The sequence below is a fragment of the Aromatoleum anaerobium genome (assembly GCF_012910705.2).
Lineage (GTDB): Bacteria > Pseudomonadota > Gammaproteobacteria > Burkholderiales > Rhodocyclaceae > Aromatoleum > Aromatoleum anaerobium.
The window spans coordinates 606,432-619,343 of the sequence record NZ_WTVG02000040.1; the positions used below are offsets into that span (position 1 = coordinate 606,432).

The following is a 12,912-nucleotide window of genomic DNA, read 5'->3' on the forward strand; positions in this document are numbered from 1 at the left end:
AAATCCCCGGGCGGTAGAATCGGGTCTTTCCCTTGTCATCGGAGACCCCATGTTCCAGCCGCCCAGTCCGATCTATCCGGTCGCCGGCATCCGCACCATCGAAGCGCGCGTCGCACCGCTCGCCCAGCCAACGCTGATGGAGCGGGCTGGCCGCGCGGCGGCGGAAGAAGCCGTGCGCCTGACGCAGGACCGTGCAGGACACGTGCTTATCGTGTGCGGGCCGGGTAACAACGGCGGCGACGGGCTGGTCATGGCCCGCCGGCTCCTGCAGGCCGGGCGGCCGGTGACGGTGGCGTTTGCCGAAGATCCGCGCAGTCTGCCGCCCGACGCCGCGGCGGCGTTCACCGCGTGGCGTGCGGCCGGCGGTGAAACGGTTTCGGACTTTCCCGGCGCGCCGGCGAACGGCTGGGCACTCGTCGTCGACGCGCTGTTCGGTATCGGCCTGCGCCGGCCGGTCGAAGGCCGCTACGCGCGCTGGATCGACACGATGAACGCGCAGCAGGCACCGCGGCTCGCGATCGACATCCCGAGCGGCCTCGACGCCGACACCGGCGCAATCCTCGGCACGGTGTTCCAGGCGACCGCAACGCTGACCTTCATCGCGCTCAAGCCCGGCCTGCTCACGCTCGACGGGCCGGACTACGCCGGCACGGTGCACGTCCATCGGCTCGACATCGACCCCGCGGCCTGGCTTTCGCCGCCGGGATTCGAGATCCGCCCCGCGATGATGCGGGAGTTCATGCGGCCGCGACGGCAAAACACGCACAAAGGCAGCTATGGCGACGTCGGCATCATCGGCGGCGCACCGGGGATGACCGGCGCAGCGCTGCTCGCCGGCCGGGCAGCGCTGAAACTCGGCAGCGGGCGGGTGTATGTCGGCCTCGTCGACGATCACGCGCTCCCGGTCGACCACACCCAGCCCGAGCTGATGCTGAAGCGGCCGGAGCAGGTTCTCGAACAGGCCAGCGTCCTCGCGCTCGGACCCGGCCTGGGCACCAGCGCAACCGCTCTTGCGCTGCTCGAGGGTGCGGTCGGATCCGATCGCCCCCTGCTGCTCGATGCCGACGCGCTCAACCTGCTGGCCGACGCGCCACACCTGAAAGCGCAGGTCGCCGCACGCGAGGCCCCGACCTTGCTCACTCCCCATCCCGGCGAGGCTGGTCGACTCCTCGGCATCGGCACCGCTCACGTGCAAGCTGACCGCGTTGCCTCCGCGCTCGAACTGTCGACGCGCTTTCGCGCCGACATCGTGCTCAAGGGCGGCGGCAGCGTCCTTGCGACAACGACAGGACAATGGTTCATCAACACCACCGGCCATCCCGGCATGGCGAGCGCCGGTATGGGAGATGTGCTGACCGGCCTGATCGCCAGCCTGCTCGCCCAAGGCTGGCCCGCCCGGTCGGCGCTGCTTGCGGCGGTGCATCTGCATGGTGCGGCGGCCGATCGCCTTGCCCGCGAAGGCATCGGGCCGATCGGACTGACCGCGAGCGAAGTCGCCGAGGCCGCGCGCGGCGTATTCAACGGCTGGATCGTGAAGGCCGCCCGGGGGCGCTGAAGTCAGTGCCCTTGATGCGATGTCGGAAGCGCGCCCGGTGCACTGCTAGAATCGGCGTTCGTCCCGACCTCCGCCCTTCATGCCGCAAATCAGTGTCAATCGCCTCCAGCCCGGAATATTTGTCTCGCTCTCGGGCCATGGATGGATGAAACACCCGTTCCTGCTGAACCGGTTCTGCCTTTCGAGCGAGCGGCAGATCCAGGCGATGCGCGAAATGGGGATCGTCGCGGTCGAGTGGGACCCTGCGCGCAGTACCGTCGCCCCGCTCCCCGAATGCCCTGCCGGAAGTGCCAGCGCGCCGGAGCCGGATTTCGGTCGTGCGGCGCTGGCCGGCATGCAGGACGAAAAACGCGTGCGTCTCGAGCGGGTGCGACATCAGCGCGAAGGCTTGGCGCGTCGGGAACGGCAGTTCGAACAGCAGACCGTCGTGGCGGGCGACATCTTCCGCTCCCTGCTCGCCCGCCCGCAGGACGCGCACCGCCACGCTTGCGCGCTGGTTGGCGGGATCGTCGAAAACCTGCTCGGTACCGAGAACATGGTCATCCATCTCGTCAGCCAGAAGAGCCGCGAAGGCGGTCTCGCCTTTCACGCGCTGAACGTGATGGGCCTTTCGCTGATGCTGGGCAAAACGCTGCGGCTGCCGGACGAGGACATGAGGCACCTCGGCCTCGGTGCCCTCCTTCACGACGTGGGCAAGCAGGACATCCCGCCGCGCATTCTGCGCAGCACTCAGCGCACGGCGCCGGAAGAGGAATTCTACCGGGCACACGTCGGCTACGGCATCAAGGCGGTCAGTGCGCTGCGCGCGTTGCCCGTGCCGGTCAGGAACATCATCGCCTGCCATCACGAGCATTGCGACGGCAGCGGATTTCCAAACCGCCTCGTGGCGGAAAGGATTCCCCGTCTCGCCCGCATTGCAGCGATCGCGAATCGCTACGACAACCTGTGCAATCCGTTCGACCTGCGCGAAGCGAAGGCGCCGGCCGAAGCGCTGCGGCAGATGTACCGCAACGAGGCCGCCCGCTATGACCGGCAGATGGTGGAACTGTTCATCAAGACACTCGGAGTTTACCCGCCGGGGACTTTTGTCGCCTTGTCGAACGGCAGTGTCGGCATGGTCGTCGAAACCAACGTCGCCGACCTGCTCCACCCGCTGGTGATGCTGTACGACCCGGACATTCCGCGCTCGGAGGCACTGCTGATCGACCTGCGCGACGCCGAACTGAGCATCGAATCGGCATTGAGCGCCGCCAAGCTTCCGGTCGAAACCGTCGAATACCTCGCCCCTCGCGGTCGTCTCGACTACCTTGTCGAAGGCAGCAGGAATTAGGAAACCGGGGGACGGTAAATACCGCGCCCGTGCTTCGATCCGGAACTTCCGGGTTTCGTCTGCCCCCACAATAATCGAGCCCCCACCCCATGTCCGACACTCACCCCCATGCGCTGCGCAGCATCATGCTGCTCCTCGGTGCGCTGTTCCTGTTCGTGCTCCTCGATGCCACCGCCAAACGCCTCGCCGCGACCTACCCGGTCCCGATGCTGGTGTGGGCGCGCTACGCGCTGCACTTCCTGCTGATGGTGGTGTTCCTGGCGCCGTCGATGCGCCTGAAGCTCATCACGACGAAGCGGCCGGGACGACAGATCGTTCGCGCCACCTGTCTGCTCGCCGTGACCTTCTTCAATATCGCCGCGCTGCAGGTGATGCCGCTGGCCGAGACGACCGCGATCGTCTTTGCCGCGCCGCTGATGGTCACGCTGATGGCCGGACCACTGCTTGGCGAACGCATCGGCCCGCTGCGCTGGGTGGCCGTCGTGACCGGTTTCATCGGCGTCCTGCTGATTGCCCGCCCCGGCGGCGCGCTGGTGGCCGAAGGCGTCGCCCTCGCCCTCGGGGCGGCCGTGAGCTACGCGGCCTACCAGATTCTGACCCGCCAGCTTTCCCCGACCGAAACCCCCGTCAACATGCTGTTCTACACGGCGCTGGTCGGCACCGGCGTCATGAGCCTCGCGCTGCCGTGGTTGTGGGAGGGCCCGATGCCCGGACCGCTCGATGCGCTGCTGATCGCCTCGCTCGGGATCTACGGCGGCTGCGGGCATTTCCTGCTGATCCGCGCGTTCCGCGACGCCCCGGCTTCGATGTTGTCGCCGATCCTGTACGTGCAGCTGCTGTGGGCGACCCTGATCGGCTGGTTCGGCTTCGGCCAACTGCCGGATGGCTGGGGACTGGCCGGCATCCTGACGATCGGCGGCGCAGGGGTGCTGATCGCCATCGACGGTCGCCGCGCCGCGCAGCGCCGACAGGAGGCGCTTGTCACGGCGGCCGAACCGGCGTCCGGGACAAACGAGATTCGCGCCATCGAAGGGACGGAACCGCTAGAATCCCCGCTCCACTTCGAAGGCCGACGCCAATGAATCTGTCACAACAGCTACGCATCGAAATCCAGCGCAACGTTGCCGCCTCGCTGGCGGAAGATGTTGGCACGGGCGACCTCACCGCGCGTCTGATCCCGTGGGAAACCGACGCACGCGGCCGCGTCATCACGCGCGAGGCGGCGGTCCTGTGCGGCACCGCGTGGTTCGACGCCGCATTCGAGGTGCTGAGCCCCGCCGCCGCGGTTGTCTGGCACGTCCGCGACGGCGACCGGATCGAACCGGGCCAGGTGCTGTGCGAAGTCGTCGCAAGCGCTCGCGTGCTGCTCACCGCCGAGCGCACCGCGTTGAATTTTCTGCAGTTGCTTTCAGCGACCGCGACTGCGACGCGGCGTTTCGTCGATGCGATCGCCGGCACCCGCGCGAAGATCGTCGACACCCGCAAGACCCTGCCCGGCCTGCGCCTCGCGCAGAAATACGCCGTGACGGTCGGCGGCGGCGTGAACCACCGCGTCGGACTCTACGACGGCATCTTGGTCAAGGAAAACCACATCATCGCCGCCGGCAGCATCGCCCGCGTCATTGAGCAGGCCCAGGCGATCGCGCCGTCGAACGTGTTCATCGAGATCGAGGTCGAGACGCTCGAAGAGCTCCATGAAGCGCTCGACGCCGGTGCGAAGATGATCCTGCTCGACAACATGAGCCTCGAGACGATGCGCGAAGCCGTGCGCATCGCCGACGGGCGCGCCGAACTCGAAGCATCGGGCGGGGTGAATCTCGAAAAAGTGCGCGCGATCGCCGAAACGGGCGTGGACCGGATTTCGATCGGCAGCCTGACGAAGGACGTCCGGGCGATCGACCTGTCGCTGCGTCACGTCGAGGAATGAGGGCCGCTTCGGGTTAGACAGATCCGGACCAGAGCAGCCGCCCTCCACACCGGGCACGGACTGCCCAACAAGGGCCGCGACGGACTCCCGTTCGCGGCCTCCCTCTGCCGGCGCTACACGCGCTCGACAATGAAGCGCTTGACCGCCTCGACATCCGGCGCCATGAGTTCGACGCGCTGCGGCAGGTTCTCGATGCCTTCGAGCTCGGCCGGACGCTCCGGCTCGCGCCCGAGCGCTTCACGGATCGTTTCGGCGAACTTTGCCGGCAATGCGGTTTCGAGCACCAGCAACGGCACGCCCGCCGGCACGCTGCCGGCACAGTCCCAGGCGACCTTGACGCCGTCGGCGGTGTGCGTGTCGATCATCGTGCCGTATTGCTCGAACACCTTGCGGATCGTCGCCACGCGCCCCGCATGCGAACTGCAGCCGGACACGAGCGCGAAATCGCCGATGCGGGCGAAATCGGCGGACCCCGACAGGTCGAAGGCGCCGCCTGCATCCACCGCCTTCCAGAGTTCGGCGACCCGCTTCGAGTCGCGCCCGACAAGGTCGAACACGAAGCGTTCAAAGTTCGACGCTTTGGAAATGTCCATCGACGGGCTCGACGTGACGTGTGTTTCGGCAGCCTTGCGCGGACGATAGACGCCGGTGCGGAAGAACTCGTCGAGCACGTCGTTTTCGTTTGTCGCGAGGATCAGCCGCGCGATCGGCAGCCCCATCTGGCGCGCGATGTGGCCGGCGCAGATGTTGCCGAAATTGCCCGAGGGCACGCAGAAGGCGACCTGTTCGTCGTTCGACCGCGTCGCGGCGAAATAGCCTTTGAAGTAATAGACGATCTGCGCCGCAACGCGCGCCCAGTTGATCGAATTGACCGCGCCGATCTTGTATTTCGCCTTGAAGGCGGCGTCGTTCGAGACCGCTTTCACGATGTCCTGCGCGTCGTCGAACATGCCGGTGACGGCGATGTTGTAGATGTTTTCGTCCTGCAGCGAATACATCTGCGCGCGCTGAAAAGCGCTCATCTTGCCGTGCGGCGACAGCATGAAGACGCGCACGGCGTGCTTGCCGCGCATCGCGTATTCGGCCGCCGAGCCGGTATCGCCGGAAGTTGCGCCGAGGATGTTGATGGTCTCGCCGCGGCGCTCCAGGACGTACTCGAACAGGTTGCCGAGCAACTGCATCGCCATGTCCTTGAACGCCAGCGTCGGGCCGTTCGACAGCTCCAGCAGGCCGAGCTTGCCGGCTTCGAGCCAATGCACCGGCGTGATCTCGGCGGCGTCGTCGCCCGGACGCGCGAAGCGATAGATCTCGGCAGTGTAGGTCTTGTCGCAGATCGCCTTCAGGTCGGCGGCGGGAATGTCGGTGATGAACTTCGACAGGATCGCGAGCGCGAGATCCGCATACGACAGCGAGCGCCACGCGTCGAGTTCGGCGCGCGAGATCCGCGGATAGCTTTCAGGGAGGTACAGCCCGCCATCCGGCGCAAGACCGCCGAGCAGAATGTCGCAAAACTCGGGTCGCGCGGCGTGGCCGCGAGTGGAGAGATACTTCACGGTGGGGTCCTTCAGATGAGCAGGTTCAAATGGAACGGGCGGCGGACCGCTGCAGCGCCGGCGTACAGGCTTCCCGGCGTCACAAGGGGCGCATTATCCGCCAGCGGGCGCACCCAGTCCATGCGCGGCGGCACCGCTCACCCGGTTCAATCCTGCAGCAACGCGGGCGGGAAGCCGAAGCGATAGGTACCCCAGTGCCGGCCGCCGACGATGAGCGGCAGCGAAAGGTCGCACAGCACCTCGCCGGTGTCGCGCACGTAGGTCTGCAGCAGCGCGTGCCCCGTGTTGGCGAGTGCACGACGACATGTCGGATCGTCGTAGATGCGCTTTTGCCGGCTGAACATCAGGTCATGCTCGGGGTCGCCGTTCGGCTCCGCGGAAAAACGGCGGTTATGGACGGGCATGTAGCAGTTGGTGTCGACCGCCGCGCAGAACGCCAGGCCGGGGAACCTTTCGAGCGCGCGCTCGTAAATATCCTGCAGCTCCTTGCCGATCGCCATGTCGTAGCTGGTGTGGAATTTGGGCGGGTGGGTGTTCGGAATCGGCTGGTAGCGCGTATCGAATATGTTCAGCGTGCGCGCCTTGTCCTCGAGGAACGCGACCATCTCGTTGCGGCTTTCCTCGGCCACCGCCGTCAACCTGTCGTAGGCCGACTCGCCGATGCGAAAGCGCGACGACAGCGCGTGGAGGCCTTCGGTATGCTCCCGGAGGTCCCTCGAGAAGCGTTCCGATTCGAGCATCTGCGTCGACACCTGCCCCGACAGCGAGTTGATTTCGTTCACCCGCTCATGCACGGTCTCGTTGGTGTTGCGAATCTCGTGAATCGAGTGAGTGATGACTTTCATCTGCGCGCCGACCCGCTGCAATTCTCCGATCATCGCGGCAAAATTCGCCGATGACTTGTGCACCACCTGCAGTGCCCGCGCCGAATCCTCGGCAATGCCGCGCGTCTCCACTTCGGTATCGGCGACGAGACCGAGCATCTGGTCCGAGTTCTCGGTGATGACGCCGGTCGCGACCTTGACCTTCTCCGCGAGCTTGCGGACTTCATCGGCAACCACTGCGAAACCCCGGCCCGATTCGCCGGCGCGGGCCGCTTCGATTGCCGCATTCAGGGCCAGCAGGTTGGTCTGGTCCGAAATGTGATTGATCAGCAGGCCGATGTCCCGGATCTTTGCCGAATGATTGTTCAGCTCGGCAACGATCCGGTCGAAAGACTGCACTTTTTCGCTGATCCCGCTGATGCGTTCGGCCACGTCGAGCAGTTCCCGATAGTTGGTCTGCACCGCCTCCAGGTTGGCTGCGGTCGCGACGTCGATCTCGTCGGCGTGGGCGCTCACCCGCGAAACCGCTGCGCGAGTCGTCTGACTCGCGTCGAAAACCAACGCCGCGAGCTCACGCTGGCGGTTCGCACTGACAGTGGTCTGGTGAATGCGCAGGTTCAGTTTCGCTGCCTCGACAGCGATGCTCGAGCCTTTGCCGCGTAGCGCGGCGATCGTCTCCCGGACCTGCGCGACGAAACCGCTTCGCACCCCGGTCGCCTTCTCGCCGATATCCGGACGTTCACCACTCAGGTCCGCCAGCGAGCGCGACGTCTCGTCACGGCCTTTGCGCAGAAATGGGAACAAGGATGCAGCAAGACCGCTGCGCGGATTCGAATTCATGAAATCTCCTGGGTCCTGTTTTGGGAATGCATCGACGGCACCGTTGTCCACTTCCGGACGTAACCGTCAATCTCCCGCTTGATCCTGTGTATCGTCCATTTCCGGGCAACCTTTAACGTGAAAGAGCCCACATCCGAGACGAGCGCGCGCCTGACCGCTGAAGGTCATGGGGTGGAAGGGCGGGTGAATCAGGCGGCTGCGCGAATGAAGCCGAAGCGAGTCAGAGCCTTGATCCAGCGTGGAGCGTTGCGTTGAACGGAAAGCGCCTCATAGTCGGTGGCTGAATCCCGGTAGTGTTCGCCACGTTTGAGCATGAAGTAGATGGTGCGCAGAATCTTGTGTGCCAAGGCGACGATGGCGCGTTTGTGGCCGCGGCGAACGATGAGCGACTGGAACTTCGACTGCAAGGCCGATTTGGTGCGGCTGGCGGCATGAGCGAACTCGCAGAGCAGGCGTCGGACATAGAGGTTGCCCTTGCGAACGCGTCCGGATTTGCGCTTGCCCGCCGACTCATTGTTGCCCGGGCAGATGCCGACCCAGGACGTCAGCCGATCCGCGCAGCCGAATGCCTCCATATCGGTGCCAATTTCCACCAGCAGCATGGCTGCGCCGATCAGATCGACGCCGGGCAGGGTTTGCAGCAAGGCGAGCGCGTTTCGTTCGTCCTGCAGTCCATCCAGAAGTCGCGCATCGAAGCGCGCAATGCGCGCCTCGATCTCCTCGACATGGTGCATCAGTTCATCGAGCACGAAGCGATGGCTGTCGGTCAGTTCCCCCTGCAAGGCATCGAAGATTTCCTCGCGACTGGCCTTGAGTCGCCGACTGGCGAACTTCAGCACCTCGTTCGGCGAGTGCCCTTCGATGATGGCCTTGACCATGGCGCGTGCCGACTGACCATGCAGATCGCTCACCACCACGCCCAGGCGGATGCCGCCGTCGGTCAGCACCTTGTGCAGGCGGTTCTTCTCGGAGGCCAGCAGACCCACCAGTTTCTGCCGCTGCCGCGAAATCAGACGCAACTCACGCAGCCGTGCCGGCGGCACGAACGAACCGCGCAGCAATCCGGCACGCGAGAGCGTCGCCAACCATTGCGCATCGCCGACATCGGTCTTGCGTCCGGGAACATTCTTGACGTGCCGGGCATTGACCACTTGCCCACGGATGCCCACCGCTTCCAGTGCGGCATACGGGCTCTTCCAGTAGATGCCCGTGCTCTCCATCACCACCTGATCGGGAGCAAGCGATGCCGCCCAGTCGGCCAGTGCGCGCCGATCGCGTTTGAACGCACCGAATTGCCGCTGTTCGATACGCGTCGTGCCGTCGGCCTCTTCGAGGATCGCGCAGGCCGTAATTTGCGCCTGATGCACATCCAGTCCGATGACTCGTTTGTGTAGCGCTACCAGTTCCATGCCATCTCCCGTCGAATTACACTCAACAGTGGAAGGGGGCGGGTGCCAGAACTGAAAGTGCCTGAAGGCGACAAGTCGCCGACGGCCTGTTTAACGTGCGCTCTCTATGGAAGCAATCCGGGGTACGAGTCAGTTCGGCGGGTCACGTTAGCTTGCGGGGTCGAGCCGCCAAAAAATTGCGCGACCTCTTCCCGCCTCCTTCCACCCCGAATTCTCTTTCATCATCAGGGGTGGCGGCCATCGCAATCACCGTTAGCCCGATGGAGAGGAGATCCGCGCCAAGGGCCGTTCCCCGCTCGCCGCGAGCCGGTGAGATGGAGCGAGCAGGACCGGGTCGCCGTTCCCGGGTCGCGAGCGGCCCCTATCCTGCCGCGGCCTTGCCGATCTCGGATAACACTGCGCATGCCGCGTCCCATAGGCTTCCGACCATCGCCCGCCGCCACGGCGGGTGATTTACAACAATTCGCTTCAACGCAAGCGTGAAGGAGACGAGATGCAGATTTTCGACATGATCATCAACGGCAGGCCAGTGAAGGCCGATAGCACCTTTGAAGTCATCAACCCCGCAACCGGCGAGCCCTTCGCGTGCGTACAGGCGGGTACCCCCGCCCATGTCGACCAGGCCGTCGCCGCGGCGCGCGCAGCGTTCCCGGCATGGTGCCGCACCCCGGACGCCGAGCGCCAGCGCCTGATGCACGCGCTCGGTGCGGCACTCGAAGCGAACATGCCGGAGCTGATGGAACTGGTCACGAAAGAGGCCGGCAAGCCGCTCGGCGGACTGAACGGCGTCGGGTCGGGGATGGAGGTCGGGGGCGCAATCGCGTGGACCCACGTCACGGCCGACCTCGAACTGCCCGTCGAGGTGATCCAGGACAACGACGATGCGCGCATCGAGGTGCATCGCAAGCCGCTGGGCGTCGTCGGCTCGATCACGCCGTGGAACTGGCCGCTGATGATCGCGATCTGGCACGTGATCCCGGCGCTGCGCGCAGGCAACACCGTCGTCATCAAGCCGTCGGGCCTGACGCCGACCGCGACGATCCGTTTCGTCGAGCTCGCCAACGCGATCCTGCCGCCGGGCGTGCTGAACATCGTCACCGGCGAATCCGGTGTCGGCTCGGCGATCGCAAAACACCCGGACATCAACAAGATCGTGTTCACCGGCTCGACGCCGACCGGCAAGAACATCATGCAGAACGCGGCCGGCAACCTGAAGCGGCTCACGTTGGAACTCGGCGGCAACGACGCGGGCATCGTGCTGCCCGACGTTGATCCGAAAGCGATCGCGCCGAAGCTCTTCGGCGTCGGTTTCCACAACAATGGCCAGACCTGCGCCTGCCTCAAGCGGCTCTATGTGCACGACAGCATCTATGAAGACGTGTGCGCGGAGCTGGCGCGCATCGCCAAGGAGACGGTCGTCGGCAACGGACTGGTCGAAGGCACCGAGCTCGGACCGGTGCAGAACAAGGCGCAGATGGACTTCGTGCAGGAACTCGTCGAGGACGCGCGGGCGCAGGGCGCACGCATCCTGTCCGGCGGCAAGGCCCGGACCGGCTGCGGCTTCTTCTTCGAGCCGACCGTGATCGCGGACGCGAAGGACGGCATGCGCGTCGTCGACGAGGAGCAGTTCGGCCCGGTGCTGCCGGTGATCCGCTACTCGGACATCGAGGAAGTGATCGCGCGCGCCAACGACAACGAAAACGGGCTGGGCGGCTCGATCTGGTCGAAAGACCGCGCGAAAGCCGCGGAGCTCGCGCTGCGCCTCGAATGCGGCACGGCGTGGGTGAACGAGCACGGCGCGGTGCAGCCCGACGCGCCCTTCGGCGGCGTCAAGCAGTCGGGGCTGGGCGTCGAGTTCGGCCGCTACGGGCTCGAGGAATACACCTCGATCCAGACGCTGAAGATCATGAAGGCCTAGCGGGGTTTCCGCGCCCGGCCGGGTTGGGGTGCGGCGACCGGGAATCCTCCCGGTTCCGCTTTCCCATTCGTCACATTCGCGCGGGTCGCTGTTGCACGGGTCGCCGCTGCACGGGTCCGGTCTCCTCCACCTGACCCGGGACGATCCGCTTGCGCCCCGGCAGCCGGGGCGCTTTTTTGACGCGCGCTTACTGCAGGCTTTCCATGCGCAGGCGCGTGATCCTGCCCTGCACGACCGGCAGTGCTTCGATCTTCGCGATCGCCGCGTTGGCGTTCTTCTCGATCGTGACGTGGGTCAGCATGATGATGTCGGTCTGCGACGCGCCTTCCGGCGCTTCCTTCTGGATCATCGCTTCGATCGAGATGTCGCTGTCGGCGAGGATGCGGGTGATGTCGGCCAGCACGCCCGGTTTGTCCTCGACGCGCATGCGCAGGTAATACGAAGTCACGACTTCTTCGATCGGCAGCACCTTGAGGTCGCGCACCTGCTCGGGCTGGAAGGCGAGATGCGGCACGCGATGCTCGGGGTCCGCGGTGTGCAGACGGGTGACGTCGACGAGGTCGGCGATCACCGCGCTGGCAGTCGGCTCGGCGCCGGCGCCCTTGCCGTAATACAGCGTCGCGCCGACGGCGTCGCCATGGACGACGACGGCGTTCATCGCGCCCTCGACGTTCGCGATCAGGCGCTTGGCCGGAATCAGCGTCGGGTGCACGCGCAGTTCGATGCCTTCGGTACGCATGCGCGAGATGCCGAGCAGCTTGATGCGGTAGCCGAGCTGTTCGGCGTAGGCGATATCGACGCTGTCGAGGCTCGTGATGCCTTCGACGTGCGCGGCCTCGAACTGCATCGGCACGCCGAACGCGATCGCGCTCATGATCGTCGCCTTGTGCGCGGCATCGATACCTTCGATGTCGAAAGTCGGGTCGGCTTCGGCATAACCGAGCGCCTGCGCTTCTTTCAGCACGTCTGCGAACGGCAGGCCCTTGTCGCGCATCTCGGAGAGGATGAAGTTCGTCGTGCCGTTGATGATGCCGGCGACCCACTGGATGCGGTTCGCCGAAAGGCCCTCGCGCAGCGCCTTGATGATCGGGATGCCGCCGGCGACCGCGGCTTCGAACGCGACCATGACGCCCCTCGATTGCGCAGCGGCGAAGATCTCGTTGCCGTGCACCGCGAGCAGTGCCTTGTTCGCCGTGACGACGTGCTTGCCGTTCTCGATCGCTTTCAGCACCAGTTCCTTCGCGACGCCGTAGCCCCCAATCAGTTCGACGACGATGTCGATTTCCGGGTCGGCGACGACCGAGAACGCGTCATCGGTCAGCCGCACGCCGCTGCCCGCGACGGTGCGCGCGAGCTCGAGATTCTTGTCAGCCACTGCGGTGATGCGAATCGGGCGACCGGCGCGGCGGGTGATTTCTTCCTCGTTGCGCTTCAGAACGGTGAAGGTACCGCCGCCGACGGTACCGATGCCCAGCAGGCCAACATTGATCGGTTTCATAAAAGCTCGTTCGATTGAGATTCGGTTGGAAATTTGGTTGAGTGAGCCGATTGGGTAC

General features: G+C 65.4%; 9 protein-coding genes. 5 read left to right on the forward strand and 4 right to left on the reverse strand.

The genetic code is table 11. From position 1 onward, the window contains the following. Positions 1–49 precede the first annotated feature (49 nt). From GO606_RS18330 to nadC, 4 genes are all read left to right on the forward strand, one after another. A complete protein-coding gene (locus GO606_RS18330; protein WP_169117509.1) occupies positions 50–1,555 on the forward strand; it encodes an NAD(P)H-hydrate dehydratase in 1,506 nt (501 codons plus the stop codon). Positions 1,556–1,634: 79 nt separating this feature from the next. Beyond that, positions 1,635–2,885 (forward strand): cyclic di-GMP phosphodiesterase, encoded by a 1,251-nt coding sequence (locus GO606_RS18335; RefSeq protein WP_169117510.1) that lies wholly within the window; start codon positions 1,635–1,637, stop codon positions 2,883–2,885. Positions 2,886–2,974: 89 nt separating this feature from the next. Beyond that, entirely contained in the window at positions 2,975–3,967 is a 993-nt protein-coding gene (locus GO606_RS18340) for a DMT family transporter (protein ID WP_169117512.1), read from the forward strand. Continuing rightward, on the forward strand, positions 3,964–4,812 hold the full coding sequence (gene nadC / locus GO606_RS18345; RefSeq protein WP_169117513.1) for a carboxylating nicotinate-nucleotide diphosphorylase: 849 nt from the start codon (positions 3,964–3,966) through the stop codon (positions 4,810–4,812). The genes GO606_RS18340 and nadC overlap by 4 nt, the downstream gene beginning before the upstream one ends. A gap of 113 nt (positions 4,813–4,925) precedes the next feature. Here the strand turns inward: nadC and thrC are convergent, their stop codons facing one another. The 3 genes from thrC to GO606_RS18360 form a co-directional block, all read right to left on the reverse strand. After that, the gene (gene thrC, locus GO606_RS18350; RefSeq protein ID WP_169117515.1) at positions 4,926–6,365 is read right to left on the reverse strand and encodes a threonine synthase; all 1,440 of its coding nucleotides are present in this window, start codon (positions 6,363–6,365) and stop codon (positions 4,926–4,928) included. Between the two features lie 146 nt (positions 6,366–6,511). Then, complete coding sequence (locus GO606_RS18355; protein ID WP_169117516.1) at positions 6,512–8,029, reverse strand: methyl-accepting chemotaxis protein; 1,518 nt, start codon at positions 8,027–8,029, stop codon at positions 6,512–6,514. Between the two features lie 188 nt (positions 8,030–8,217). Then, positions 8,218–9,438: an IS110 family RNA-guided transposase gene (locus GO606_RS18360; protein WP_246979205.1), complete on the reverse strand. Its 1,221-nt coding sequence runs from the start codon at positions 9,436–9,438 to the stop codon at positions 8,218–8,220. Between the two features lie 493 nt (positions 9,439–9,931). On the opposite strand from GO606_RS18360, the gene GO606_RS18365 reads away from it, so the two are divergent. After that, on the forward strand, positions 9,932–11,356 hold the full coding sequence (locus GO606_RS18365) for an aldehyde dehydrogenase family protein (RefSeq protein WP_169117055.1): 1,425 nt from the start codon (positions 9,932–9,934) through the stop codon (positions 11,354–11,356). A 187-nt stretch (positions 11,357–11,543) separates the two neighbouring features. On the opposite strand, the gene GO606_RS18370 is transcribed toward GO606_RS18365, so the two are convergent. Beyond that, positions 11,544–12,854 carry a homoserine dehydrogenase gene (locus GO606_RS18370; protein WP_169117054.1) on the reverse strand — a complete coding sequence of 437 codons (1,311 nt, stop codon included), beginning with the start codon at positions 12,852–12,854 and terminating at the stop codon, positions 11,544–11,546. Between the last annotated feature and the right edge of the window lie 58 nt (positions 12,855–12,912).